21 protein-coding genes are annotated in these 25,956 nt (G+C 61.7%); 13 read left to right on the top strand and 8 right to left on the bottom strand.

Features of this window, described 5'->3' with window-relative positions:
• Positions 1-114: 114 nt before the first annotated feature.
• The 5 genes from PspR76_RS12945 to PspR76_RS12925 are packed head-to-tail and all read right to left on the bottom strand — an operon-like array spanning position 115 to position 5,958.
• Positions 115-1,119, bottom strand: coding sequence for a substrate-binding domain-containing protein (locus PspR76_RS12945; RefSeq protein ID WP_159955763.1), 1,005 nt, complete (start codon positions 1,117-1,119; stop codon positions 115-117).
• A 37-nt stretch (positions 1,120-1,156) separates the two neighbouring features.
• A complete protein-coding gene (locus tag PspR76_RS12940) occupies positions 1,157-2,020 on the bottom strand; it encodes an SMP-30/gluconolactonase/LRE family protein (RefSeq protein WP_159955761.1) in 864 nt (287 codons plus the stop codon).
• Between the two features lie 16 nt (positions 2,021-2,036).
• Positions 2,037-3,617 carry an aldehyde dehydrogenase (NADP(+)) gene (locus tag PspR76_RS12935; protein ID WP_159955759.1) on the bottom strand — a complete coding sequence of 527 codons (1,581 nt, stop codon included), beginning with the start codon at positions 3,615-3,617 and terminating at the stop codon, positions 2,037-2,039.
• Between the two features lie 10 nt (positions 3,618-3,627).
• Positions 3,628-4,620 carry an AraD1 family protein gene (gene araD1, locus PspR76_RS12930; RefSeq protein WP_159955757.1) on the bottom strand — a complete coding sequence of 331 codons (993 nt, stop codon included), beginning with the start codon at positions 4,618-4,620 and terminating at the stop codon, positions 3,628-3,630.
• Positions 4,621-4,635: 15 nt separating this feature from the next.
• Positions 4,636-5,958 carry an MFS transporter gene (locus PspR76_RS12925; RefSeq protein ID WP_159955755.1) on the bottom strand — a complete coding sequence of 441 codons (1,323 nt, stop codon included), beginning with the start codon at positions 5,956-5,958 and terminating at the stop codon, positions 4,636-4,638.
• 191 nt (positions 5,959-6,149) lie between these two features.
• On the opposite strand from PspR76_RS12925, the gene PspR76_RS12920 reads away from it, so the two are divergent.
• From PspR76_RS12920 to PspR76_RS12910, 3 genes are read left to right on the top strand one after another with little or no spacing between them, the layout of a single operon-like run.
• Positions 6,150-7,886, top strand: a complete 1,737-nt coding sequence (locus PspR76_RS12920; RefSeq protein ID WP_159955753.1) for an IlvD/Edd family dehydratase — start codon at positions 6,150-6,152, stop codon at positions 7,884-7,886.
• 47 nt (positions 7,887-7,933) lie between these two features.
• Positions 7,934-8,656 carry a FadR/GntR family transcriptional regulator gene (locus PspR76_RS12915; RefSeq protein WP_159955751.1) on the top strand — a complete coding sequence of 241 codons (723 nt, stop codon included), beginning with the start codon at positions 7,934-7,936 and terminating at the stop codon, positions 8,654-8,656.
• A gap of 42 nt (positions 8,657-8,698) precedes the next feature.
• On the top strand, positions 8,699-9,382 hold the full coding sequence (locus PspR76_RS12910; RefSeq protein ID WP_159955749.1) for an SOS response-associated peptidase: 684 nt from the start codon (positions 8,699-8,701) through the stop codon (positions 9,380-9,382).
• Here the strand turns inward: PspR76_RS12910 and PspR76_RS12905 are convergent.
• Positions 9,376-9,843, bottom strand: coding sequence for a metallophosphoesterase family protein (locus PspR76_RS12905; protein ID WP_159955747.1), 468 nt, complete (start codon positions 9,841-9,843; stop codon positions 9,376-9,378). The two genes, PspR76_RS12910 and PspR76_RS12905, sit on opposite strands and share 7 nt — an antisense overlap.
• A 129-nt stretch (positions 9,844-9,972) precedes the next feature.
• Here PspR76_RS12905 and PspR76_RS12900 point away from each other — a divergent pair, with 129 nt between their 5' ends.
• The 5 genes from PspR76_RS12900 (at position 9,973) to PspR76_RS12880 (ending at position 16,827) form a co-directional block, all read left to right on the top strand.
• A complete protein-coding gene (locus PspR76_RS12900; RefSeq protein ID WP_159955745.1) occupies positions 9,973-10,863 on the top strand; it encodes a bestrophin family protein in 891 nt (296 codons plus the stop codon).
• A 164-nt stretch (positions 10,864-11,027) separates the two neighbouring features.
• Entirely contained in the window at positions 11,028-11,804 is a 777-nt protein-coding gene (locus PspR76_RS12895; protein WP_159955743.1) for a M12 family metallopeptidase, read from the top strand.
• A gap of 155 nt (positions 11,805-11,959) precedes the next feature.
• Positions 11,960-12,847 carry a proline iminopeptidase-family hydrolase gene (locus tag PspR76_RS12890; RefSeq protein ID WP_159955741.1) on the top strand — a complete coding sequence of 296 codons (888 nt, stop codon included), beginning with the start codon at positions 11,960-11,962 and terminating at the stop codon, positions 12,845-12,847.
• 249 nt (positions 12,848-13,096) lie between these two features.
• Complete coding sequence (locus PspR76_RS12885) at positions 13,097-15,505, top strand: glucose/quinate/shikimate family membrane-bound PQQ-dependent dehydrogenase (protein WP_159955739.1); 2,409 nt, start codon at positions 13,097-13,099, stop codon at positions 15,503-15,505.
• Between the two features lie 56 nt (positions 15,506-15,561).
• Positions 15,562-16,827: a carbohydrate porin gene (locus PspR76_RS12880; protein ID WP_159955737.1), complete on the top strand. Its 1,266-nt coding sequence runs from the start codon at positions 15,562-15,564 to the stop codon at positions 16,825-16,827.
• A gap of 72 nt (positions 16,828-16,899) precedes the next feature.
• Here PspR76_RS12880 and PspR76_RS12875 read toward each other — a convergent pair whose 3' ends face one another.
• Positions 16,900-18,078 carry a XylR family transcriptional regulator gene (locus PspR76_RS12875; RefSeq protein WP_159955735.1) on the bottom strand — a complete coding sequence of 393 codons (1,179 nt, stop codon included), beginning with the start codon at positions 18,076-18,078 and terminating at the stop codon, positions 16,900-16,902.
• Between the two features lie 140 nt (positions 18,079-18,218).
• Here PspR76_RS12875 and xylA point away from each other — a divergent pair, with 140 nt between their 5' ends.
• The 5 genes from xylA (at position 18,219) to PspR76_RS12850 (ending at position 24,204) form a co-directional block, all read left to right on the top strand.
• Positions 18,219-19,535 (top strand): xylose isomerase, encoded by a 1,317-nt coding sequence (gene xylA / locus PspR76_RS12870; RefSeq protein ID WP_159955733.1) that lies wholly within the window; start codon positions 18,219-18,221, stop codon positions 19,533-19,535.
• 230 nt (positions 19,536-19,765) lie between these two features.
• Positions 19,766-20,767: a D-xylose ABC transporter substrate-binding protein gene (gene xylF / locus PspR76_RS12865; protein WP_159955731.1), complete on the top strand. Its 1,002-nt coding sequence runs from the start codon at positions 19,766-19,768 to the stop codon at positions 20,765-20,767.
• Positions 20,768-20,772: 5 nt separating this feature from the next.
• Positions 20,773-22,317 carry a D-xylose ABC transporter ATP-binding protein gene (gene xylG / locus PspR76_RS12860; RefSeq protein ID WP_174245618.1) on the top strand — a complete coding sequence of 515 codons (1,545 nt, stop codon included), beginning with the start codon at positions 20,773-20,775 and terminating at the stop codon, positions 22,315-22,317.
• Entirely contained in the window at positions 22,318-23,454 is a 1,137-nt protein-coding gene (locus PspR76_RS12855) for a sugar ABC transporter permease (protein ID WP_159955727.1), read from the top strand.
• Between the two features lie 456 nt (positions 23,455-23,910).
• The gene (locus tag PspR76_RS12850; RefSeq protein WP_159955725.1) at positions 23,911-24,204 is read left to right on the top strand and encodes a DUF6124 family protein; all 294 of its coding nucleotides are present in this window, start codon (positions 23,911-23,913) and stop codon (positions 24,202-24,204) included.
• Positions 24,205-24,452: 248 nt separating this feature from the next.
• On the opposite strand, the gene PspR76_RS12845 is transcribed toward PspR76_RS12850, so the two are convergent.
• A complete protein-coding gene (locus PspR76_RS12845; RefSeq protein ID WP_159955723.1) occupies positions 24,453-25,952 on the bottom strand; it encodes a CoA-acylating methylmalonate-semialdehyde dehydrogenase in 1,500 nt (499 codons plus the stop codon).
• Between the last annotated feature and the right edge of the window lie 4 nt (positions 25,953-25,956).

The following is a 25,956-nucleotide window of genomic DNA, read 5'->3' as shown; positions in this document are numbered from 1 at the left end:
GCTGCACTCAATCAAATGTGGGAGCTGGCTTGCCTGCGATGGCATCAACTGGTTCTGCCTGATACACCGAGGTGCCTGCATCGCAGGCAAGCCAGCTCCCACAGTTTGCTTACCTCAGTTCCACAGGCCGATTTTTTCCAGTTCCTGCTTGAAGTTGTCGCGGGTGATCAATGTCACTTCATCCATGGCGGTGTACTTCGGCGGTTCCTTGCCGGTGGTGACCCAGTCGAACATCATCTTCGCGGTGTTGTAGCCTTCGATGTGCGGGCTGGGCAGCATTGAGCCGAAGAAGCCGCTGTTGGGCTTTTTCAGTTCGCCGATGGCGTCGGTGCCATTGATGCCGATGCCGATGACGTTGGCCGCGGCAAAGCCGGCCGTTTCAGTGGCGCGTACGCCGCCGAGCACGGTGTTGTCGTTCATGCCGCCGATGATCAGGTTCTTGGCGCCGCTGGGCAGCTTGACCAGTGCCGAGTTGGTGGCGTCCATGCTGCCTGGAACATCGAGGGTCTTGGCGGCGGTGAACAGGATGTGGTCCTTGGGAAAGCCTGCGTCTTCGAGGGATTTGACCGAGCCGTCGGTGCGTTTTTTACCGGTGTCGAGCTCGTTGAAGGTGTTGATCACCGCATAGGTGTCCTTCCAGTCCCAGCCGCGTTTTTTCGCTTCAGCCGCCATCGCCGCGCCCTGCTTCTGGCCGACTTCGAACGCCGCCATGCCCAGGTACGGCACGTCCTCCATAAAGTTGCCCTTGGCATCGACGAAGCGATCATCCACGGCAATCACTTTCAGGCCGTTGACCTTGGCCTTGGCGACAATCGCCGGGCCCAGCGACACGTCCGGTGGGCAGATCACAAAGCCCTTGGCGCCGTTGGCGGCCAGGCTGTCGATGGCCGACAAGGTTTTCTCGCCATCGGGCACGGCGATCTTGATCACGGTGAAGCCATGTTCCTTGCCGGCTTTTTCGGCAAACGCCCATTCGGTCTGGAACCACGGTTCTTCCGCCTGCTTGACCAAAAAGCCGATCTTCACTTCCTCGGCGGCCAGCAACAGGCCGCTCAAGCTCAGCGCCGACACCGCCACAGCGGCGCAGCAGAGGGAACGCAAACCACGACGACGATTCATACGGGTGACTCCTTGTTGTTGTTTTTTGGGTCTTGGGTTATCCGGCAAAGCGGTGACAGGGTGTGCCGGGCACCTGCACCTCGATGGCCAGCACCGCGCCGTCCAACGGGTGATCGAGTGGGCTGGCAGCACTGGTGATGTAGAGAGTGGTGAGGTTCGGGCCACCGAACACGCAACTGGTGGGGCGGCTGACGGGCAGTTCGATGATGCGCTCGACTTCGCCGTCCGGCGTCAGGCGCAGCAGGCAACTGCCGTCCCAGCGCGCGTTCCAGATATAGCCTTGGCTGTCCAGCGCCGAGCCGTCCGGGCCACCGCGTGAATGCGGGCCGAACCACACCTGCGCCGGCTCAAGCTGGCCGTCTGCCTGGATCGCGTGCCGGTAGAGCGTGGCGTCGAGGCTGTCGCCGAAATGCACCTGGGTGCCCTCCGCGTTCCACAGCAACGTATTGGGAATGCCCAGGCCGTGCAGCAGCGGCGTGACCTGCGCATCGGCGTCAATACGAAACAGCCCACCGGAACGCCGCGTGATGGGCAGGTCTTCGCCCTGCTCGCCGATGTTGTTCTGCATGGTGCCCAGCCACAGGCGGCCCTGGGCGTCGCAGCGCGCTTCATTGCCACGGTTGCCGGGTTGCGGGTCGGCCACACACAGCAGGGTCAGGGCTTCGGTTTCCAGGTTCAGCCGGTAGACGCCGCTGCTCAAGGTCACCAGCGCATCGCCGCTCTCACACGGAATAAACGCCGAGACATGCTCGGGCATCTGCCAGATCTGCAACTGCCCCTGCATAAACCGCAGCGCCTGTTTGCCGGCAATATTGACCCAGTACAGCGCCTGGGTCGGCGCATCCCAAAACGGTGCTTCGCCCAACTGCGCACGGTGTGCGGTGACAGCGGTACACGACATAAAACCTCCTGTTTTTTTACAGCGGCTCGCGCGACGGCGTGCCATCCACCAGCCGCTGGATACGCAACGGGTTGGCGTTTTTCAACGCGTCGGGCAGCAGGCTATCAGGGTAATTCTGCAAGCACACGGGGCGCAGGAAGCGGTCGATGGCCAGGCTGCCGACCGAGGTGCCACGCGCGTCCGAAGTGGCCGGGTATGGGCCGCCGTGGACCATTGCGTCGCAGACTTCAACGCCGGTCGGGTAACCGTTCAGCAGGATGCGGCCAACCTTCTGCGCCAGCAGCGGCGTCAGTTCAGCAAACTGCTCAAGGTCGGCGGGCTCGCCAATGATCGTTGCCGTCAGTTGCCCGTGCAGGCCGTGCAAGGCGGCGCTGAGTTGGGCTTGATCGGCCACTTCGACGAATACCGTGGTCGGGCCGAACACTTCTTCCTGCAGCACCGCATCGCCGTCGATCAGCAAACCCACGTCGGCCTTGAACAGCTGCGGCTGTGCCTGGTTGACCGCTTGGGCATTGCCCGCCAAGTGCTGGATGCCGGGGTGCGCGAGCAGCTTTTCCAGGCCTTTGCCGTAGCTGCTCAAGGTGCCGGCGTTCAGCATGGTTTGCGCGGCTTGATCGCCGATCAGTTGGGCGACCTGCTGAGTGAATGCCGTGAATTGCGCAGAGGCAATGCCAATCACCAAACCAGGGTTGGTACAGAACTGGCCACAGCCCTGCACCACCGAGGCGGTCAGGTCGCGGGCGATAGTTTCGGCCCGCGCTTGCAAGGCCTGGGGCAATACGATGACCGGGTTGATGCTCGACATCTCGGCAAACACCGGGATCGGCTGCGGCCGCGCCGCCGCCATGTCGCACAACGCGCGACCGCCCTTGAGCGAGCCGGTAAAGCCCACGGCCTGGATCGCCGGGTGCTTGACCAGCGCCTCACCGACGCCGCCGCCGAAGATCATATTGAACACACCGGCCGGCATCTCAGTCGCCTCGGCCGCGCGAATAATGGCATCGGCAACCCGCTCGGCGGTCGCCATATGCCCGCTGTGGGCCTTGAACACCACCGGGCAACCCGCCGCCAGCGCTGCTGCGGTGTCGCCGCCGGCCGTGGAAAATGCCAGGGGAAAGTTGCTTGCGCCAAACACCGCCACCGGGCCCAGGCCGATGCGGTACTGGCGCAGGTCCGGGCGCGGCAGTGGCTGGCGGTCGGGCAACGCCCTGTCGATGCGTGCGCCGTAAAAATCACCGCGACGCAACACCGTGGCAAACAGGCGCATCTGGCCGCTGGTGCGCCCGCGTTCGCCGTTGATGCGCGCGGCAGGCAGCGCGGTTTCGCGGCAGACCAGCGCGATAAAATCTTCACCCAGCGCGTCCAGTTCATCGGCCACTGCGTCCAGAAACTGCGCGCGGCGCGACGCACTCAGCGCGCAGTATGCCGGGTAAGCGGCTGCGGCGGCTTTGGCGGCGGCGTCGACCTCGTCCGGGGTGGCCTGGTAAAAGACTTGCGCCAAGGCTTCGCCGGTGCTGGCGTCGATGCTCTGCAGGGTCACGCTACCCTTGGCGCTGCGCTGGCCGCCGATGTAGTTGTGGCCGAGAAACGGGGTCATGTTGATCTCCTTAAAGGCTGATGACAGTGCCGGGTTCGAACGCCGATTCGGCGCTGCCGAGCGTGTTGATCAGCGGCGCGCCAAACTCGGCCTGGCTGATCTCGAACAGATCGCCCGGTTGCGTGCGTATACCGTCGGCAAATGACAGTGTGGCAGTGCCGAAGAAATGAATGTGCACATCGCCGGGCTTGAGAAACTGGCTGTATTTGAAATGGTGGTACTCGAGGTTTTCCAGGCTGTGGCACATATTGGCCTCGCCGCTGAGGAATTCGTTCCGCCAGATTTCCTCACCGTTACGCAGGATGCGGCTGGTGCCCGCCAGGTGCTGGGGCAATTCGCCGACGCGCAACTCCGGGCCATAACTGCAGCTGCGCAGTTTGGAGTGGGCCAGGTAGAGGTAATTCTTGCGCTCCATCACATGGTCGGAAAACTCGTTGCCCACGGCGAAACCCAGGCGATAGGGTTTGCCGTCGTGGCCGATCACGTAGAGGCCGCCGATCTCCGGCTCCTCGCCCGCGTCCTCGGCAAACGGCGGCACCGGGAATGCCTGGCCTGGGCGCACGACGATGCTGCCGTCGCCCTTGTAGAACCATTCCGGTTGCACACCGGCTTGGCCGGAAGCTGGCTTGCCGCCCTCCACACCCCATTTGAAGATGCGCATGGTGTCGGTCAGGGCGCTGTCGTCAGCGGCGTGCTGGTGCATCTTGTCGCGCGCCGAGGCACTGCCCAGGTGAGTCAGGCCGGTGCCGCTGATGAGCATGTGGGCCGGGTCCGGGTGGTCGAGGGGCGGCAGTATTTTCAGGTCGGCGAGCAAGGCCGCGTAGTCGTAGCTGTCGCCCAGGCCCAAGTTGTCGACCTGTTGCTGCAACTTCACGCCCGCCTCGATGGCCGCCAGCGCCAATTCGCGCACGCTGCGGGCCGTGCGCACTTCCCTGAGTTTGCTGCCTTGCACCACGCCGACGCGGCGCTCACCGTTACGCAATTCGAACTGAACTAAACGCATCAATTTTCTCCAGGATTAAGTCCGCGTGGCGCCACGCGCACTGGCGGCGAATTGATCGGCGGGCAGCACGTGCTTGCGTTCCAGCACGCGGTAGACCACGCCAGTCAGCAACAGGCCAAACAGCATCACCGCGGCCAGGAAGTACAAACCCGAGGCCAGGTTGCCGGTGTATTCCTTGAGCGCGCCGATCACGAACGGGCCGATATAGCCGCCGAGGTTGCCCACCGAGTTGATCAGCGCAATGCCCGCCGCCGCACTGGCGCCGGCAAAAAAGCGCCCCGGCAAGGTCCAGAACACCGCCGTGCAGGAAAACAGCGCGAACGCCGCCAGGCACAGCGCGGCCATCTGCAGCACCGGCACACTCAGCCAGGCGCTGAAAAACAGGCCGATGGCGCCCAGCACATAGAGCACGGCGAGGTGGCCGTAGCGATCATTCAAGCGGTCGGAACTGCGCGGGATTATCAGCAACCCGACGATGCCGAAGATGTACGGCACCGCCGAGACAAAACCAGTGACCAGGTCACTGCCGCCGAACTGCTTGATCAGCGTCGGCAACCACAGGCCCAGGCCATAAATGCTCAAGGTGACCGGCAGGTAGAACAGCGCCAGCAGCAACACGCGTTTGTCTTTGAGGGCGTGCAGCGGGTTGCCGTGGCGCGTCTGGCCATAGGCTTGCAAGTCTTTGTTCAGTTCGCCGGTGAGCCAGGTTTTTTCGCTTTCGCTCATCCACTTGACCTGCTGTGGGCCGTCCGGCAGGAAGCGCAGCACTGGCCAGGTCAACAGCAAGGCCGGGGTGCCGATCACGATAAACAGCCACTGCCAGCCGTGCAGGCCGAGGATGCCGTCCATGCCCAGCAAGCCGCCGGACACGGGGCCGGTGATCATCATTGCAATCGGTTGGGACAGGATGAACAGCCCGAGGATCTTGCCGCGATGGCGCACCGGGAACCACTGGGTGATGTAGTACAGCACGCCCGGAAAGAACCCCGCCTCCGCCGCGCCGAGCAGAAAGCGCATCACATAGAAACTGTGCGGCCCTTGCACAAAGGCCATGCCGATAGTGATGGCGCCCCAGGTCAGCATGATCCGCGCGAACCAGCGCCGCGCGCCGAAGCGGTCGAGCATCAGGTTGCTGGGAATCTCAAACAGGAAATAGCCGATGAAAAACAGCCCGGCGCCCAACCCGTAGGCGGCATCACCAATGCCGACATCGGCGCCCATGTGCAGCTTGGCGAACCCCACCGCCGAACGGTCTACGTAGGCGATCAGGTACAGCAGGATCAGGAAGGGAATCAGTTTCAGCGTGATGCGCCGTATAAGCCGCAGTTCCTGGCTCATGGGGTCGATCTCCGATTGTTGTTTTTATAGAAGCTCGGGGGCCGCCGCCGGTGAAAATCCGCCAGGGTCATGCCTCATTCAGGCCGACTATATAGTACGACTATTTGCAAAACAACTCTTCCAAACCCTCGATTTTGCGCTTATGTTTAAGCGCATATAGAACATATAGTCATACAATAAGAGAGTCGATCATGCCTGATAAAAAGCCCGCCCTCCGCTCTGCCCAGTGGTTTGGCACCGCCGACAAGAACGGTTTCATGTACCGCAGCTGGATGAAGAACCAGGGCATCGCCGACCATCAGTTTCATGGCAAGCCGATCATCGGTATCTGCAACACCTGGTCGGAGCTGACGCCGTGCAACGCGCATTTCCGGCAGATCGCCGAGCACGTCAAACGCGGAGTGATCGAGGCCGGTGGTTTCCCGGTGGAATTCCCGGTGTTCTCCAATGGCGAATCCAACCTGCGCCCCACCGCCATGCTCACCCGCAACCTGGCGAGCATGGACGTGGAAGAGGCGATTCGCGGCAACCCCATCGACGGCGTGGTGCTGCTGACCGGTTGCGACAAAACCACCCCGGCGCTGCTGATGGGCGCGGCCAGTTGCGACGTGCCGGCCATCGTCGTCACCGGTGGGCCGATGCTCAACGGCAAGCACAAAGGCCAGGACATCGGCTCGGGCACGGTGGTGTGGCAGCTCAGCGAACAGGTCAAGGCCGGCACCATCACCCTGGATGACTTCCTCGCAGCCGAAGGCGGCATGTCACGTTCGGCGGGCACCTGCAACACCATGGGCACCGCCTCGACCATGGCCTGCATGGCCGAGGCACTGGGCACGTCCCTGCCCCACAACGCGGCGATTCCGGCGGTGGATGCGCGGCGTTATGTGCTGGCGCACATGTCCGGCATGCGTGCGGTAGAGATGGTGCGCGAAGACTTGAAGCTGTCGAAGATCCTCACTAAAGAGGCGTTTGAAAACGCGATCCGCGTGAACGCCGCCATCGGCGGCTCGACCAACGCAGTGATCCACTTGAAAGCCATCGCCGGACGCATCGGCGTCGAACTCGACCTGGATGACTGGACGCGCATGGGGCGCGGCATGCCAACCATTGTCGATTTGCAGCCGTCCGGGCGCTTCCTGATGGAAGAGTTCTACTATGCCGGTGGCCTGCCTGCCGTGCTGCGCCGCCTGGGCGAAGCCAACCTGATCCCGCACCCGAACGCCTTGACCGTCAACGGCAAGTCCCTGGGCGAAAACACCAAGGACTCGCCGATTTACGGCCAGGACGAAGTGATCCGCACCCTCGACAACCCGATCCGCGCCGACGGCGGCATCTGCGTGCTGCGCGGCAACCTCGCGCCGCTGGGTGCGGTGCTCAAGCCTTCGGCCGCCAGCGCTGAGTTGATGCAGCATCGTGGCCGCGCGGTGGTGTTCGAGGACTTCGACATGTACAAGGCGCGGATCAACGACCCGGAACTGGACGTGGATGCCAACTCGATCCTGGTCATGAAAAACTGCGGACCCAAGGGTTACCCGGGCATGGCCGAGGTCGGCAACATGGGCTTGCCGGCCAAGCTGCTGGCCCAGGGCGTGACCGATATGGTGCGGATTTCCGACGCGCGCATGAGCGGCACGGCCTACGGCACGGTGGTCTTGCATGTGGCGCCGGAAGCCGCCGCCGGTGGGCCATTGGCGACGGTCAAGGAAGGCGACTGGATCGAACTCGACTGCGCCAACGGCCGCCTGCACCTGGACATCCCCGACGCCGAGCTGGCGGCGCGCATGGCCGACCTGGCGCCCCCGCAAAAGCTGATCGTCGGTGGCTACCGCCAGCTGTATATCGACCATGTACTGCAAGCCGACCAAGGCTGTGACTTTGACTTTCTGGTGGGCTGCCGTGGGGCTGAAGTCCCCCGTCATTCCCACTAATTGGGATGCTATGATGCCGCCTATTTAGCCAGAGCCTCCCGTTCGTTATGGATCACCAGCCGCCCAAGCCGCGCAAGAGCATGCATGCCCAGATCGTTCAGGACTTGGGCATGCACATCGTTTCCGGGCGCTTCAAGCCCGAAGAACGCCTGCCCATGGAGGCCACGCTGTGCGAGGAGTACAAGGTCAGCCGCTCGGTGTTGCGCGAGGCGACGCGGGTGCTCAGCGCCAAGGGCCTGGTGTATTCCAAACCACGGGTGGGCGCGGTGGTGCGCCCACGCTTGAAATGGCACTTGCTCGACCCGGACGTGTTGTCCTGGCTGATGCAGACCACGCCCCACAGTGAGTTTTTCAACACCCTGGCTGGCGTGCGGCGCATCCTCGAACCGGAAATCGCCGCCATGGCCGCGACCACCGCCACCGACGCCGACATCGCCACCATCGAAAAAGCCTACCTGGGCATGGAAACCGCCACCACCCACGACGCGCTGTTGCAGGCCGACCTGGACTTCCACCGCGCGATTGCCGACGCCACCCGCAACGACCTGCTCGCCTACATGTGCAACATGCTGTCGTTGCCGCTGCGCGAGTCGATCAACATCACCAACCGTCGCCCCGACATCCAGGGCCTGAGCCTGCCGCGCCACAAGGCGATCCTCACCGCCATCCAGAACCGCGACGCCCTCGGCGCCCGCCACGCCTCGCTGGTGCAACTGGATGACACGCGGGTGGCGCTGGACACGGTGATGAATGTGCTGACGCCGCTGTAGATCCATCGTCTACGCTCAGGAGGTCAGTTCGAGGAACCGGCCATGTGCGGACGACTCTCGCAGTACCGTGGTATTCATGACTTTGTGGCGGCCTTGAGCATGCCCAATGCGCTGCTCAACAACGTGGGTGAGCCGCCACTTGAGCGCTACAACGTGGCGCCCTCCACGCCCGTTGCCCTGCTGCACCTGGAAAATGGCCTGCTGCATGCCGACCGTGTGCGCTGGGGCTGGCGCCCGCACTGGGCCAAGGACCGCGCGCCGCCGATCAACGCGCGGGTCGAGAAAGTCGCCAACGGCCCGTTCTTTCGCGCGATCTGGCCGCACCGTGCGATTGCGCCAGTCGATAATTGGTTTGAATGGGTGGACGAAGGCGGCGCGAAAAAACAGCCCTACCTGATTCGCCGCCGCGACGGCGCGCCGGTGCTGTGTGCAGCCATCGGCCAACTGCCCGATGCCGATGAAGGCGCGAGCCTTGACGATGGGTTTGTGATTATTACCGCCGACAGTGCGGGCGGCATGGTCGACATCCATGATCGCCGGCCGGTGGTGCTGAACCCCGAATTGGCCCGCGAATGGCTGGACCCGGCGACAAACCGGGGCCGTGCCGAACAAATGGTGCTGTTCCAGGGCGAGCCGCCCGAGGTGTTTGAATGGTTCAGGGTCGACAGCGCCGTGGGCAACCCACGCCACGACGGCCGCCATGTGATCGAGCCCGTCGACTACTGAGCAACCTCCACCAGCGAAATCAGCCGCGGCTCAATGCAAGCCTCACCGATCTCAAGCACCGCGAGCGTCACCGGCAGCTTGAACCGACGCCTGCCGGCGCTGCCGGGGTTGACGTACAAGGTTGCGCCGCGCCACTCGATCAAGGGCTTGTGCGAGTGGCCGGTGATCACCAGCCGTGTATGCGGTTCGAGTAAGGCTGGCACGTCGGCAATGTCATGCACGAGCAGGGTTTGCCAGCCATTCAAATCAATCTTCAGATGTTCCGGCACCTGCTGCGCCCACGCGGCGTCCTGGTCATTGTTGCCGCGCACCGCGTGCACGGGGGCAATCTGTGCAAGCTGCTCAAGAATCTCCGGCCCGCCGATATCGCCCGCGTGGATGATCTGCTTACAGCCTTGCAGCGCCGCGACGGCTTCAGGTCGCAGCAGGCCGTGGGTGTCGGAAATGACGCCTACTTTCATAGGTCCTCCTTAATGATGTGGCATTGACCGCGCACGCCTTAAACGATTCAGGTCGTTGGCGAACCTTTCCACCCAAACCAGCGTCCGAGCTAAGGCATTGTTGCTTACCGCTCGCCGCGAGGTCCTCGTTTGAAAGCCGCCATCATCAAAAAATACCGCCTGATCATCAAGACCATGGGCTATGTGGGCTGGGCGTTGTTCTGGCTGTTGCTGTGGGATGTGGCCGTGACGGTGGACTTCATGCTGTTTCTGACCACCAAGATCAATCTGCCGCTGATGCCCTTGACCCTGTTGGGTTCGGCGCTGGTGGTGCTGATCAGTTTTCGCAACAGCAGCGCTTATAACCGCTGGTGGGAAGCCCGCACATTGTGGGGCGCGATGGTGAATAACTCGCGCAGCTTTGCCCGCCAGGTGCTGACTTTGCTGGACGACCCGGACGCCGAGGTGAACCCGGTCAAGGCCACCTTGCTGCGCCGCCATGTGGCCTATGTGAATTGCCTGGCGGCGCACCTCAGAGGCCAGCCGTGCCCGGATGAGGTGCGCGCGTTTATCCCGGCTGAGGAATTCGCACGCAATGGCGCCACCAACAACTTCGCCAATGACATCCTCACCGGTTCCGCAGCGATATTGGCCCGCGAATACAAGGCCGGTCACCTGGACAGCATCCGCCTGGCGCGGCTGGAGTCGACCCTGGTGGACTTGTCCAACGCCCAGGGCGGCATGGAGCGCATCGCCAATACGCCGCTGCCCTACCCTTACGTGTATTTCCCGCGCCTGTTTATCTCGCTGTTCTGCCTGATCGTGCCGGTCGGGCTGGTGGAATCCCTGGGCTGGTTCACGCCGCTGGCGTCGACGGTGGTGGGCTTTATGCTGCTGGCCATCGAACGTATCGGCACCGACCTGCAAAGCCCGTTTCATTCCAGCGAACACCAGATCCAGATGGAAGCCATCTGCGAAACTATCGAGAAAAACCTGCAGTCGATGCAGCGTGATGCGCTGGGCGGGGAGCGTATTGGTTGAGCGGCCAAGGTTTCCGGCATTTTTTGCCTCGCATCAAGAAATTATAAGTTACGGTTCCAGTGGAACTCCATCAAGTATCAGGGCCACTAGGCACGCATAAGCATCAAGTAATATTTACTCTCATTACTGGACTATAAGCGGGCACTTACCCTAGGAGTTTTGCATTGAACATATCCCCTTCACCCTGGACACCCACAACTTACCCAATACCCGGCAGTAACCCGGCGCCATTGGACACCCCTCAGATCGACACGCCAGTTTTAAATCGGAAAAAACGTGGCGTGGCGGATAAAAATTTTCTTTGGCCGCAGCACTCTACGATTAAAGTGTCTTTATTAGGCATGACGGAAGAGCAAAAGAATTTTACAAAAAAACAAATTTGCAAATGGGCACCGCACATAAATTTGTGCATTCAATTTACAGATCGCCCAGACGGCCATATTAGAATTAAAGCCGACAACAATATAATAGGTGGCTACTCGGATATCGGTCGAGATTCGGTAAACGACGAAGAGGCTTCAATGGTCGTAGGTTTCCGAGACGGGTTGAACGCCTTCGCGGGCGGTACTATAACGCATGAGTTCGGACACGCCCTGGGGTTGAAGCATGAGCACCAACACCCCGATACAAACCTTGACTTTAATGCAAAGTTAATACACGAGCGCGCAGTAAAAAGCATCCCGGATGTAACCCTGGAAGAAGTGAAAGCCAACGTCATAGGAAAACTGCCTCGCGATACAGTGATAACGTCACCCTACGACCGAAACTCAATTATGCACTACAAGTTCAGCAAAGAAGAGCTCAACGGCGGAGAGCCCGTACCGGAAATAAATGATCTTTCAGAGAAGGATATAAAATTCATTAACTCACTTTATCCTAAAGCTTACTGCCCACCCCGTTGCCGTTCAGGTTTTGGTTATTTCCGCCCGTCAACCGTTTGAAGCCGTCATGCCAGGTGTTTTTACGTGCTGTGCTCGCAAGCCAGTCTTCAATCAAGGGCGTCGTGGAAGCCTGAGAACCTATCATTTTTACCAGTGCACCTGACGCACCGTTTTCGCTAGCCTGTACCGCATCCAATCCCAAGGAGTTACAGAACATGCAGGTACGCGAAGGTTATGCCGATTTCCGTGGCTATCGGACGTGGTTCCGGGTCACCGGTGACATGAGTTCCGGGCGCCTGCCCTTGATCGTCGCCCACGGCGGCCCGGGCTGCACCCATGATTACGTCGACAGTTTCAAAGACCTGGCCGCCACCGGCCGCGCGGTGGTGCACTACGACCAGGTCGGCAATGGCCGCTCCACTCATTTGCCCGGTGCCTCCACTGATTCCTGGACGGTGGAGCTGTTCCTGGCGGAGCTGGACAACCTCGTGGACCACTTGGACATCAGCGACTACGCGCTGCTCGGCCAGTCCTGGGGCGGTATGCTCGGCGCCGAACACGCGGTGCGCCAGCCAACCGGTTTGAAGGCGTTGATCATTGCCAACTCGCCCGCGTCGATGGACCTGTGGTGCGCGGCGGCGAATGAACTGCGCCAGGCACTGCCCGCCGACGTGCAGGCGACGTTGCTGCGCCACGAAGCCGCAGGCACCACCGACAGTGCCGACTACCACGCCGCCGCAGAGGTGTTTTACGCACGCCATGTGTGCCGTATTCAACCGGTGCCCGCCGAAGTCGAGCGCACCAATGTCGCCATCGAGGAAGACCCCACCGTCTACCATGCAATGAACGGCCCCACCGAATTCCACGTGATCGGCAGCATGCGCAACTGGACCATCATTGATCGACTGTCGCGCATCCAGGTGCCGACATTGCTGATTTCCGGACGCTTCGATGAGGCCACACCGGCCACCGTGCAGCCGTTTGCCGATGGCATCAGCGACGTGCGCTGGCAGATTTTCGAGCAGTCCAGCCATATGCCGCATGTTGAGGAGCGCGAGGCGTGCATGGCGTGTGTGGGTGGGTTTCTCGCCTCCCTGGAGTGAAGGCCTAACCCTGTGTGGCGTGGCGCACAGCCTTTCTGTGGCGTAGGTAAATGCAGGGTGAAACCTCAAGGGCACGAGTCAGGCGATTCCTGACCGCCGTGCAGAAAACGCTGTATAGCCACGCGTCATTTGACCACGCCCCATCTTCACAGCAGTTGTAATAGTCTGTTGCAGGACTCTAATGTACTAACTGGTTACTTATCTTGCTAACATTCGACCTTTAGTCACTCACATTCGAGTCCTGTCGACATGAAACGAGCATCCCGCGCCGCTGGCGCCTCACGATATCTCTTGCTGGGCCTGGGCATTGTCATTGCCCTGCTCGGCGTGGCCCTGGCCGTTGGCGGCGCCAAACTGGCCAGCCTGGGCGGTTCCTGGTACTTCCTGGTCGGTGGCGTGGCCATGGCCGTTTCTGGCCTGCTGATTGCCCGGTGCAAACCGGCGGGTGCGTGGTGGTTCGCCGCCTTTCTGGTCGGCACGGCGGTGTGGGCGGTGGCGGACGTCGGGCTGGTGTACTGGCCGCTGTTCTCGCGGCTGTTCATGTTTGCGGTGATCGGCGTGGTGGTGGCGCTGGTGTATCCGCTGCTGGCCGGCAAACCCGCACGCGGCGCGTATGGCATTGCTGCGGTATTGGCGGTAGGCGTGGCGGTCGCGGCAGGCAATATGTTCGTGGCGCACCCGAGCGTGGCGCCGACCGGCAAAGGCCCTGGCATCACGCCGGTGGCGGCGGCCGATGCGCAGAAAAACTGGGCGCATTACGGCAATACCGAGGGTGGCAGCCGCTTTGCCGCGCTGGACCAGATCAACCGCGACACCGTCAACAAGCTCAAAGTGGCGTGGACCTACCACACCGGTGACGTGGCCATCAGCGACGGCAACGGCGCCGAAGACCAACTGACGCCCCTGCAGATCGGCAACAAAGTGTTCATCTGCACACCGCACAACAACCTGATCGCCCTGGATGCCGACACCGGCAAAGAGCTGTGGAAAAACGAAGTCAACGCCAAGTCGGCGGTATGGCAGCGTTGCCGCGGCATGGCGTATTTCGACGCCACCGCGCCCATTGCCCAGCCGACCCAGCCGAACAGCTCGCCAATCGTGGCCGCCAGTGTGCCGGCCGGTGCGCAATGCCAGCGTCGTCTGCTGACCAATACCATTGATGCGCGCCTGATCGCGGTGGATGCCGACACCGGCAAATTCTGCGAAGACTTCGGCAGCCACGGCCAGGTGGATTTGAAAGCTGGCCTGGGCAATGTGCCGGACAGCTACTACCAACTGTCTTCCGCGCCGTTGATGGCCGGCACCACCGTTGTCGTCGGTGGCCGCGTCGCCGATAACGTACAAACCGACATGCCTGGCGGCGTGATCCGTGGTTTCGACGTGATCACCGGCCAGATGCGCTGGGCCTTCGACCCGGGCAACCCCGAAGACAAACACGCCCCTGCGGCCGGCAGCACCTACGTGCGCAGCACGCCGAACAGCTGGGCGCCGATGTCTTACGACCCGCTGATGAACACCGTCTTCCTGCCGATGGGCAGCTCGTCCACCGATATCTACGGTGTTGAACGCACCCAGCTCAACCACAAATACGGCGCCTCGGTGCTGGCCCTGGACGCCTCCACCGGCGCAGAAAAGTGGGTGTACCAGACCGTCCACAATGACCTCTGGGACTTCGACCTGCCGATGCAGCCGAGCCTGATCGACTTCACCCCACCGGGCAGCGACAAGGCGGTGCCGGCCGTGGTGATCGGCACCAAGGCCGGGCAGATTTATGTGCTCGACCGCGCCACCGGCAAGCCGCTGACCGACGTCAAGGAAGTGCCGGTCAAGGCCGCGAACATCCCGAACGAGCCTTACTCACTGACTCAGCCGAAATCAGTCGGCATGCCGCAGATCGGCGCGCAAACCCTGAGCGAATCGGACATGTGGGGCGCCACGCCGTACGACCAGTTGCTGTGCCGCATCGACTTCAAAGGCATGCGTTACGAAGGCCTGTACACCGCGCCGGGTACTGACAAATCGCTGAGTTTCCCAGGCTCCCTGGGCGGCATGAACTGGGGCAGCATTTCCACTGACCCGGTGCATGGCTTTATCTTCGTCAACGACATGCGCCTGGGCCTGTGGATCCAGATGGTGCCGTCGCAGAACAAGGCCCAGGCCTCGTCCGGCGGTGAAGCGCTGAACACCGGCATGGGCGCCGTGCCGCTCAAGGGCACGCCGTATGCGGTAAACAAAAACCGCTTCCTGTCGGTGGCCGGCATCCCGTGTCAGGCGCCTCCGTTCGGCACCCTGACCGCCATCGACATGAAGACCCGGCAGATCGCCTGGCAAGTGCCGGTCGGCACCGTGGAAGACACCGGCCCACTGGGCATCCGCATGCACCTGCCGATCAAGGTTGGCCTGCCGACCCTCGGCGGCACGCTGTCCACCCAGGGCGGCCTGATCTTTATCGCCGGCACCCAGGATTTCTACCTGCGCGCCTTCAACAGCGGCAACGGTGATGAAATCTGGAAAGCCCGCCTGCCAGTAGGCAGCCAAGGCGGCCCGATGACGTACGTTTCGCCGAAAACCGGCAAGCAATACATCGTCATTACCGCCGGCGGCGCACGCCAGTCCACTGACCGTGGCGACTACGTGATCGCCTACGCCCTGCCATAACCCCGTGTTCGCGCGGTGCCTCCCCGGTACCGCGCTTTTTGTCTGGAAAACTAAGCATGACCCCCACTTCTCACCTGCCCCTCGGCCGCCTGGTGCTGGGCCTGGCGTTTGCTGCCGCCCTGCCCGTTCAAGCCGACGACACCACCTTGACCGGCGACTGGAGCGGCCTGCGCCGTGAACTCGACGAGCAAGGCATCCGCTTCACCGGCGACTACAGCGGCGAGACCGCCTACAACGCCGACGGCGGCCAACACCGCTCGGCGCGCTACTCGCAGAACATCAAGCTGGGCGTGCAGTTCGACCTGGGCAAGCTCTACGGCTTGAACAATGGCGACCGCATCCAGCTGACCATCAACGACCGGCGCGGCAACAGCGCCTCTGAAGACCTGGTGGGCAACCGCCTGCCGATCCAGGAAAACTACGGCGGCCTCTACACGCGCCTCACCGAATTGAGCTACGAACGCACGCTGTTTACCCCGGCGCTGAACGTCAAGCTCGGTTACATGGCCATGGGCAATGACCTCGGCGGCCTCGACAGCGGCATCCTGTGCAACTTCATGAACGCCGGTTTCTGCGGCCACCCGCTGAACATGTCCGGTGGCAGCGGCTGGACCAACTACCCGAACGCGCGCCTCGGCGCACGGGTGAAATACGACTTTTCGCCGCAATGGCAACTGCGCGTGGCGGCGTTCAATGTCGACCCGTCGAGCAATGGCAATTCCAGTCGCGCCTGGCACTTGGGGCCCAAGCACACCACCGGCACCGTGGTGCCGATTGAGCTGGTCTACAAACACGCGGGCACGCTGCCGGGCGAATACAAGCTGGGGTATTACTACGACAGCTCCGACGTGAAACGCATCGGCAGCAACAAAGAGGTCAGCGGTCGCGGCGGCCACTACGTGCTGATCGATCAGGCGGTGTGGGCGTCCAGCACATCAGCCGGTCGCGTGCTGCATGCCTTCGGCCAATACTCGGCCGCCAGTGAAGCCGCCTCGCCGTTCAGCAAGTGGTATGGCGCAGGCGCGGTGCTGTACAAGCCGTTTGAAGGCCGCCCGCGCGACACCGTCGCCCTGGGTTATGGCCGTGCGGTGCCGAACCCGCGTAGCCGGGATGTGCAGGAGTTGGCGGCGTTTAAGGCCGGGACGGATTATCCGAACCTGAACAATGCCGAGCAGCTGATCGAACTCAGTTACGGCTACCAGGCCACGCCGTGGCTGACGCTGCGCCCGGATGTGCAGTACATCATCGAGCCGGGGGCGTTTTCCGGTGAGAACATCGATAACGCGCTGGTAGTGGGTTTACAGGTGAAGGCCACTTTCTGACCGGATGAAGGCCGAGGCGCGAGCGCCAGCTGCGTCTCGCGCCTGATGTCCTTTTCCCCGCGTCTGCCGACATTATGAAGCCGCTGTGTGCTGATACTCACGCGGCGTACACCCAAACTCCCGCCGAAACACCGTGTGCAGGTACTGCGCCGATTTGAAGCCGCAGCGCGCCGCGATGTCGGCAATCGCCAGGGCTTGGTTTTCCAGGCCCTTGGCGGCGGCCGCAAGTTTGAAGCGCAGGATCTCATCGTGCACGCTGCAGCCGCGCGCCTTGCGAAAGTGTGATTCGAGGGAGGAGCGCGAAACGCCAACATAGGCCGCCACTTGGGCGGTCTTGATGCCCTGGCAAGCGTACTGGCGGATAAACAACAGCGCCTGCATCACGTACGGGTTACCCAGCGGTTGATGCAAGCTGGACGCCTGCACATTGATTGCATCCGGCGGCACCAGAATCTGTGTGCCCGCGCAGGGTTTGCCGTGCAGCATCTGGTGCAGCAGCGCCGCAGCCGTGCGGCCCATGGTCTCGGTGCCCTGGATGACTGAACTCAACGGCACGCGCGTCAGCGTGCGAGTCAGCGGGTCATTGTCGATGCCGATCAATGCGACTTCTTCCGGCACGGCAATGCCGGCAGTGAGGCAGGCTTGCAGCAGTTGCCGTGCGCGGGCGTCGGTGACGGCGATGATGCCGATGGGCTTGGGCAAACTGTGCAGCCAGGCAATCTGCTGTTCCACAGCGCTGTCCCACAACGGTGCGCTGGTGCCCAGGCCGCGATAGACCTCCACGTGCAGGCCATCGCGTTGCAAGAGACGGCGGAAGGCTTTCTCACGCTCCTGGGCCCAGCGATTGGCCTGGGCTTCCGGCAGGCTGAAACAGGCAAAACGGCGCAGGCCTGCCTCGATCAAATGCTCATACGCCAGCTTCATCAACGCACGGTTGTCGGTAGCTACATAGGGAATGCCCTTCGGGTAGGCACGCGCATCCTGATACGAGCCACCCACCGCCACCACCGGCAACTTGATGTCGGCCAGCGCCTCGCCGATCAGCGGATCGTCAAAGTCGGCGATGATGCCGTCGCCCTGCCAGCGTTCGATGCCCTTGAGGCGACACAGAAAGTCCTCTTCAAGAAACAGATCCCAGGACACGCGCGTGCTGCTCAGGTAATTGCCGATGCCGGTGATGATGCCCCGGTCGTAGATCTTGCTGCCATTGAACAGCAAGGCAATGCGGTGAACAGGCGGTAGGGTTTTCATTGTTTTTATCCTTAAAGCCGGTCGCCACAGCCTAGACCTCTCCAGTCAAAATCGCACCATGGCTTGGTGATTTTCATAATCGGCAGTCCCGATGCCGTTGCTAGTATCGAGTCACCGCCAAGAACAATAAGGAAATCGCCATGCCGTACTTCCCCGGTGTCGAGAAGGTTCGCTTCGAAGGCCCCAGCAGCGACTCTGCCCTCGCCTTTCGCCACTATGACGCCAACAAAATCATCCTCGGCAAACCCATGCGCGAGCACCTGCGCATGGCAGCCTGTTATTGGCACACCTTCGTGTGGCCTGGGGCGGATATGTTTGGTGTAGGCACCTTCAAGCGCCCCTGGCAGCGCACCGGCGACCCGATGGAACTGGCCATCGGCAAGGCGGAAGCGGCGTTCGAGTTTTTCTCCAAACTGGGCATCGACTATTACAGCTTTCACGATACCGACGTCGCACCCGAAGGCACCTCGATCAAGGCGTACCGCAACCATTTTGCGCAAATGGTCGACCACCTGGAGCGCCACCAGGAACAGACCGGCATCAAATTGCTGTGGGGCACCGCCAACTGCTTCAGCAACCCGCGCTTTGCCGCTGGCGCTGCCAGCAATCCGGACCCGGAGGTGTTCGCCTACGCCGCCGCGCAGGTGTTCAGCGCAATGAATGCCACGCTGCGGCTCAAGGGTGCCAACTATGTGCTGTGGGGCGGCCGCGAGGGCTACGAAACCCTGCTCAATACTGACCTGAAACGCGAGCGCGAACAGCTCGGACGCTTTATGCGCATGGTGGTGGAGCACAAGCACAAGATCGGCTTTACGGGCGACCTGTTGATTGAGCCCAAGCCCCAGGAGCCGACCAAACACCAATACGATTACGACAGCGCCACAGTGTTCGGTTTCCTGCATGAGTACGGCCTGGAACACGAGATCAAAGTGAATATCGAGGCCAACCACGCGACCCTCGCCGGTCACAGTTTTCATCATGAGATCGCCACTGCCGTGTCCCTTGGGATTTTCGGCAGTATCGACGCCAACCGGGGCGACCCGCAGAACGGCTGGGACACTGATCAGTTCCCCAATAGCGTCGAGGAGATGACCCTGGCAACCTACGAAATCCTCAAGGCCGGTGGGTTCAAGAACGGCGGCTACAACTTCGATTCCAAAGTACGCCGCCAGAGCCTGGACGATGTCGACCTGTTCCACGGCCACGTCGCCGCCATGGATGTGCTGGCCCTGGCGCTGGAGCGCGCAGCGGCAATGGTGCAGAACGACCGGCTGCAGCAGTTCAAGGACCAGCGTTATGCCGGTTGGAACCAGCCATTGGGCCAGGCGGTATTGGCCGGTGAGTTCAGCCTGGAATCGCTGGCCGAGCACGCCTTTGCACACGAGCTGAACCCGCAGGCCGTGAGTGGCCGGCAGGAGATGCTTGAAGGGGTGGTCAATCGGTTTATCTATACCTGACAGGGTGTGTGCCTGTGGTGGCTGGGCATGTTGTGGCGAGCGGGCTTGCCCCGCGTTGGGGCGCGAAGCGGCCCTGAAACCTGACACCGCGGTATTTCAGGCAGAGCGGGTCGCCTGGAATGGGGCTGCTGCGCCGCCCAACGCGGGGCAAGCCCGCTCGCCACAACTACAGTGTTCGCCTACAGTCGTCACACCGTGTCTTTCCAACAACAATAAAAGGACGCACCACCATGAAGTCATTTAAACGCACCTTGCTCGCCACTGCTCTGGCCCTGCTCGCCCTGCCGGTGATGGCCGACTCCGCCCATCCAAAAATCGGTTTCTCCATTGACGATTTGCGCCTGGAACGCTGGTCCCGTGACCGTGATTACTTCGTCGCCGCGGCCGAAAAACTCGACGCCAAGGTCTTCGTACAGTCGGCGGATGCCAATGAGCAGAAGCAAATCTCGCAGATCGAAAACCTCATCTCCCGAGGCGTCGATGTGATCGTTATCGTGCCGTTCAACGCCACCGTGCTGACCAACGCCGTCGCCGAAGCCAAGAAGGCCGGTATCAAGGTGGTGTCCTACGACCGTCTGATCCTCAATGCCGATATCGACGCCTACATTTCCTTCGATAATGAAAAAGTCGGCGAGATGCAGGCCAGCGGCGTGCTGCAAGCGGCGCCCAAAGGCAACTACTTCCTGCTCGGCGGCGCGCCCACCGACAACAACGCCAAGGTGCTGCGCGAAGGCCAGATGAAAGTGCTGCAACCGGCCATCGACAAGGGCGACATCAAGATTGTCGGCCAGCAGTGGGTCAAGGAATGGAACCCCACCGAAGCCCTGAGCATTGTCGAAAACGCGCTGACCCGAAACGACAACAAGATCGACGCCATCGTCGCCTCCAACGACGCCACTGCCGGCGGCGCGATCCAGGCCCTGGCCGCGCAGAAACTCGCGGGCAAAGTACCGATCTCCGGCCAGGACGCCGACCTCGCCGCCGTCAAGCGCGTGATCGACGGCACCCAGACCATGACCGTGTATAAGCCACTCAAACTGATCGCCTCGCAAGCGGCGAAACTCTCGGTGCAGCTGGCGCGCAATGAGAAACCCACCTACAGCTCGCAATACGACAACGGCAGCAAGAAGGTCGACACCATCCTGCTCACGCCTACGCCGTTGACCAAGGCCAATATCGATCTGCTGGAGAAAGACGGGTTCTATACCAAAGAGCAGATTGCCGGGCAGTGACCGCCATGGCCGACTACTTGCTGCAAATGAACGGCATCGTCAAAACCTTTGGCGGTGTCAAGGCGCTGAACGGCATCGATATCAAGGTACGGTCGGGGGAATGTGTCGGCCTGTGCGGTGAAAACGGTGCGGGCAAATCCACCTTGATGAAGGTGCTGTCGGCGGTGTACCCGTATGGCACCTGGGACGGCGAAATTCTCTGGGATGGGCAGCCACTCAAGGCCCAGTCGATCAGCGAAACCGAGGCCGCGGGCATCGTCATTATCCACCAGGAGCTGACGCTGGTGCCGGACCTGTCGGTGGCCGAAAACATCTTTATGGGCCACGAACTGACCCTGCCCGGCGGGCGCATGAACTACCCGGCGATGATTCATCGTGCGCAGGTACTGATGCGTGAACTCAAGGTGCCGGACATGAACGTGGCGCTGCCGGTTTCACAGTACGGCGGCGGCTACCAGCAACTGGTGGAAATCGCCAAGGCCCTGAACAAACAGGCGCGCCTGTTGATCCTCGACGAGCCCTCTTCGGCCCTGACCCGCTCGGAAATCGACGTACTGCTGGACATCATCCGTGACCTGAAAGCCAAGGGCGTAGCCTGCGTGTATATCTCGCACAAGCTTGATGAAGTGGCAGCGGTGTGCGACACCATCGCGGTGATCCGCGATGGCAAACACATCGCTACCACCGCCATGGCCGACATGGATATCCCGCAGATCATCACCCAGATGGTAGGCCGCGAGATGAGCAACCTCTACCCCACCGAGCCTCACGAGGTCGGCGAGGTGATTTTCGAAGCGCGTAACGTGACCTGCTATGACGTGGACAACCCCAAGCGCAAACGCGTCGACGATATTTCCTTTGAGCTCAAGCGCGGGGAAATCCTCGGCATTGCCGGGCTGGTGGGGGCTGGGCGCACGGAGCTGGTGTCGGCGCTGTTCGGCGCGTACCCCGGCCGCTACAGCTGCGAAGTGTGGCTCGATGGCCAGGTGATCGACACGCGCACCCCGCTCAAATCGATCCGCGCCGGGCTGTGCATGGTGCCCGAAGACCGCAAGCGCCAAGGCATCATTCCCGACCTGGGCGTGGGCCAGAACATCACCCTGGCGGTGCTCGATACCTATGCGCACTTGACCCGCATCGACGCCGAGGCCGAACTGGGCAGCATCGACCAGCAAATCGCGCGTATGCACCTCAAGACCGCCAGCCCGTTTTTGCCGATCACCAGCCTGTCCGGGGGCAATCAGCAAAAGGCCGTGCTGGCAAAAATGCTGATGACCAAGCCCAAGGTGCTGATCCTCGACGAGCCTACGCGTGGGGTGGACGTGGGCGCCAAGTATGAGATCTACACACTGATGTGCGCGCTGGCGGCCGAAGGCGTGGCGATCATCATGGTCTCCTCGGAGCTGGCCGAGGTGCTGGGGGTTTCCAACCGCGTGCTGGTGATCGGCGACGGCCAGTTGCGCGGTGATTTCATCAACCAGGGCCTCACCCAGGAACAGGTGCTCGCCGCCGCGCTCAGCCATAACAATAATGATCGGAAGACCGCGTAGATGAACCACGTCAAACAGCTGTTCACCCGCTACAAAATGCTCGCCCTGGTGATTGCCGTAGCGGTTATCTGGCTGTTTTTCAGCTGGCAGACCGAGGGCGGTTTCGTGACGCCACGCAACCTCTCCAACTTGCTGCGGCAGATGTCGATAACGGGCATCCTGGCGTGCGGCATGGTGCTGGTGATCATCAGCGGCGAGATCGATTTGTCGGTGGGTTCACTGCTCGGATTGCTGGGCGGGCTCGCGGCGATTCTGGATGTGGTCTATCACATCCCGCTGCTGGCCAACCTCAGCCTGGTGGCACTTTGCGGCCTGATGCTCGGGCTGGCCAACGGTTACATGACCGCCTACCTGCGCATCCCGTCGTTTATCGTCGGCCTGGGCGGCATGCTCGCGTTTCGCGGGATTCTGCTGGGGATTACCGGCGGTACCACCATCGCGCCGGTGTCGCCGTCGCTGGTGTATGTGGGCCAGGGGTATTTGCCGCACAGCGTGGGTATCGGCCTTGGGATTTTGTTGTTCGCTCTGACCCTGTTCCTCACTTGGAAACAACGGCGTAATCGCGCCCTGCACAGCCTCGCCGCGCACTCCCTGATGCGTGATGGGCTGCGCGTGGCGGTGATCGGCGCAGTGCTCGCCGGGTTCGTCACCACCCTCAACAGCTACGATGGCATCCCGGTGCCGGTGCTGTTGCTGCTGGTGCTGCTCGGCGTATTCAGCTACGTCACCAGCCAGACTGTGTTCGGCCGCCGCGTATATGCGGTGGGCAGCAACATGGAAGCCACGCGGCTGTCGGGCATCAACGTGCAGGCGGTGAAGTTGTGGATCTTCGGCATCATGGGCGTGATGTGCGCCCTCGCCGGCCTGGTCAACACCGCGCGCCTCGCGGCGGGTTCACCGTCAGCGGGCAACATGGGCGAACTGGATGCCATCGCCGCGTGCTTTATCGGCGGCACCTCCATGCGCGGTGGCTCGGGCACGGTGTATGGCGCGTTGCTCGGCGCGCTGGTGATTACCAGCCTGGATAACGGCATGTCGATGCTGGATGTGGACAGTTACTGGCAGATGATCGTAAAGGGCAGCATTCTGGTGCTGGCGGTGTGGGTAGATGTGAGTACCCGGGCCGGGCGGCGGTGAAGGAAGGTCCGCGAGAACACCGAACATCAACTGTGGGAGCCTGGTTTGCCCGCGATAGCAGTGGGTCTGCTCGCTAATGCGACGTCTGTTACACCGCCATCCCAGGCAAGCCAGCTCCCACAGTTGATCGGTGGCGTTAGTGGCATTTGGTCATGGTTTGTAAAGGGCCAGCAAGGCGTGTCGCTTTTAATTGCAGGACGTTTCCTAGACAATCCCAGCCGCCTTGTGCCTGTTGGAATCGATGGCTAGTCTGCGATCCGTCACTGCTCATCAGTGATCGGGTTTAGCAGCCCGACTTCAATAGGCACACGGTTCACTTCTGCTTTATGGCGGTTGTGCGTGGGGCACCTTCGGGTGCGCTGGTTTTCCTATTGACCGGTCTGCTAACCCGCGTACAGCTGCCACCCTCGTTTAGCAGCGTTGGCGGTAGCTCTCTTGTTCAATAGGAGTTACACCATGAGTAAAGTCGTCCCCGACCCACCCCTCAGTTCAGCCAAAGCCCGCGCCGCCTTCAACCGCGCCATCGACCATTACCTGCCCACCCAAGGTGTGCCAATCGAAGACTTGAGCTTCGAAGATGCCCTGCTCTACACCGCCAGTTTGCTCGACAGCGCTTCGGCCACGACACTCAATTGCAGTGAACTGCTGCCAAGCCCAGAGCGGGCGAAGATTCTGGCGGTGTGGCATTTGCTGGAAATGGCCAGGACCACCGTGGACCGCTCTATCGAGTGCCTGAACCCCGCCCGTTAAAAACTGTGGGAGCTGGCTTGCCTGCGATTGCGGTGTGTCAGTCAGGTTATCTGTTACTGATACACCGCCATCGCAGGCAAGCCAGCTCCCACAGAAAAGCAGAGCACTACGGGGCTGGCAGTTGAACTCGGTCAAATTGTGGGAGCGGGCTTGCTCGCGAATGCGGTGGATCAGTGACACATGAGTTGGCTGGCACACCGCCTTCGCGAGCAAGCCCGCTCCCACAGTTGATCTACGGTGATCTTGCGTTATTTGGACACCGGCATCGCAAACTCCGCGCCTTGTTCGATGCTCTCCGACCAGCGCTGCATGATCGACTTCTGCTTGGTGTAGAAGCGCACGCCTTCAGTGCCGTACGCATGCATGTCGCCAAACAGGCTCTTCTTCCAGCCACCAAAGCCGTGCCAGGCCATCGGCACCGGGATCGGTACGTTGATGCCGACCATGCCCACCTCGATACGCCGTGCAAACTCGCGAGCAATGTTACCGTCGCGGGTAAAGCAGCTCACGCCGTTGCCAAATTCGTGGTCGTTGACCAGCTTGATCGCTTCGGCAAAGTCATTCACACGCACGCAGGCCAGCACCGGGCCGAAGATTTCTTCGCGGTAGATGCTCATGTCTTTCGTCACGTGGTCGAACAAGGTCGCGCCGAGCCAGAAGCCATTTTCCAGGCCGGGTTCGGTGGGCACATAGTCACGGCCGTCGAGCAGCAATTGCGCACCGGCTTGCACGCCTTGTTCGATGTAGCCACTGATGCGTTCCAGCGCTGCCCGCGACACAATCGGGCCCATTTCGGCCTTTAAATCGCGGCCGTCGGTGATGCGCAATGTCTTCGCGCGCTCGGTCAAGGCGGCAATGACTTTGTCACCCACTTCGCCCACCAGCACCGCCACCGAGATAGCCATGCAGCGTTCGCCGGCACTGCCGTAGGCGGCGCCCATCAGTGCGTCGACGGTTTTTTCGATGTCGGCGTCGGGCATCACCACCATGTGGTTTTTCGCGCCGCCCAGGCCTTGTACGCGCTTGCCATTACGCGCACCGGTTTCGTAGATGTATTGCGCAATCGGCGTGGAGCCGACAAAGCTCACGGCCTTGACGTCCGGGTGTTCGAGCAGCGCATCCACCGCCTCCTTGTCGCCCTGCACCACGTTGAACACGCCTGTGGGCAAGCCGGCTTCATGCAGCAGCTCGGCCATGAACAGCGACGCGCTCGGGTCAGTCGGGCTTGGCTTGAGGATGAAGGTGTTGCCCGCCGCGATGGCGATGGGGTACATCCACATCGGCACCATCACCGGGAAGTTGAACGGCGTGACGCCAGCCACTACGCCCAGGGGCTGGCGCATCGTCCAGTTGTCCATGCCCCGCGAGACCTGGTCGGAATGCTCGCCCTTGAGCAGGTTCGGAATGCCGCAGGCGAACTCGAGGATGTCGATACCCCGGTCGACTTCGCCCTGGGCGTCGGTGAAGACCTTGCCGTGTTCGGCGACGATGATGCGCGCCAGGTCGTCCTTGCGTTCGCGCAGCAAGTGCAGGTATTCGAACAACACGCGGGCGCGGCGGATGGGCGGCGTATCAGCCCAGTTGGCAAACGCCGCTTGGGCGGCGGCGACGGCTTCACCCACGGTCTGGCGGCTGGCCAGCGCGACGCGGCCGGTCACTTCGCCGGTGGCCGGGTTGTAGACGTCCTGATAGCGATCATCGCGGGAAACGCGCTGGTCGTTGATGTAGTGCTCAATCGTGGTGGTCATGGCA

The organism is Pseudomonas sp. R76 (assembly GCF_009834565.1).
Lineage (GTDB): Bacteria > Pseudomonadota > Gammaproteobacteria > Pseudomonadales > Pseudomonadaceae > Aquipseudomonas.
The sequence above is the reverse complement of the archived record's forward strand: the minus strand, read 5'-3'. Positions and strand labels throughout refer to the sequence as shown.

Bases quoted from the DNA above. Each gene is read 5' to 3' on its own strand.
- xylA (WP_159955733.1), top strand. From the start codon at position 18,219: ATGCCGTACTTCCCCGGTGTCGAGAAGGTTCGCTTCGAAGGCCCCAGC.
- araD1 (WP_159955757.1), bottom strand. From the start codon at position 4,620: ATGCGTTTAGTTCAGTTCGAATTGCGTAACGGTGAGCGCCGCGTCGGC.
- PspR76_RS12920 (WP_159955753.1), top strand. From the start codon at position 6,150: ATGCCTGATAAAAAGCCCGCCCTCCGCTCTGCCCAGTGGTTTGGCACC.
- PspR76_RS12940 (WP_159955761.1), bottom strand. From the start codon at position 2,020: ATGTCGTGTACCGCTGTCACCGCACACCGTGCGCAGTTGGGCGAAGCA.
- PspR76_RS12945 (WP_159955763.1), bottom strand. From the start codon at position 1,119: ATGAATCGTCGTCGTGGTTTGCGTTCCCTCTGCTGCGCCGCTGTGGCG.
- PspR76_RS12890 (WP_159955741.1), top strand. From the start codon at position 11,960: ATGCAGGTACGCGAAGGTTATGCCGATTTCCGTGGCTATCGGACGTGG.
- xylF (WP_159955731.1), top strand. From the start codon at position 19,766: ATGAAGTCATTTAAACGCACCTTGCTCGCCACTGCTCTGGCCCTGCTC.
- PspR76_RS12935 (WP_159955759.1), bottom strand. From the start codon at position 3,617: ATGACCCCGTTTCTCGGCCACAACTACATCGGCGGCCAGCGCAGCGCC.
- PspR76_RS12875 (WP_159955735.1), bottom strand. From the start codon at position 18,078: ATGAAAACCCTACCGCCTGTTCACCGCATTGCCTTGCTGTTCAATGGC.
- PspR76_RS12880 (WP_159955737.1), top strand. From the start codon at position 15,562: ATGACCCCCACTTCTCACCTGCCCCTCGGCCGCCTGGTGCTGGGCCTG.
- PspR76_RS12915 (WP_159955751.1), top strand. From the start codon at position 7,934: ATGGATCACCAGCCGCCCAAGCCGCGCAAGAGCATGCATGCCCAGATC.
- PspR76_RS12910 (WP_159955749.1), top strand. From the start codon at position 8,699: ATGTGCGGACGACTCTCGCAGTACCGTGGTATTCATGACTTTGTGGCG.
- PspR76_RS12925 (WP_159955755.1), bottom strand. From the start codon at position 5,958: ATGAGCCAGGAACTGCGGCTTATACGGCGCATCACGCTGAAACTGATT.
- PspR76_RS12850 (WP_159955725.1), top strand. From the start codon at position 23,911: ATGAGTAAAGTCGTCCCCGACCCACCCCTCAGTTCAGCCAAAGCCCGC.
- PspR76_RS12845 (WP_159955723.1), bottom strand. From the start codon at position 25,952: ATGACCACCACGATTGAGCACTACATCAACGACCAGCGCGTTTCCCGC.
- xylG (WP_174245618.1), top strand. From the start codon at position 20,773: ATGGCCGACTACTTGCTGCAAATGAACGGCATCGTCAAAACCTTTGGC.
- PspR76_RS12855 (WP_159955727.1), top strand. From the start codon at position 22,318: ATGAACCACGTCAAACAGCTGTTCACCCGCTACAAAATGCTCGCCCTG.
- PspR76_RS12905 (WP_159955747.1), bottom strand. From the start codon at position 9,843: ATGAAAGTAGGCGTCATTTCCGACACCCACGGCCTGCTGCGACCTGAA.
- PspR76_RS12885 (WP_159955739.1), top strand. From the start codon at position 13,097: ATGAAACGAGCATCCCGCGCCGCTGGCGCCTCACGATATCTCTTGCTG.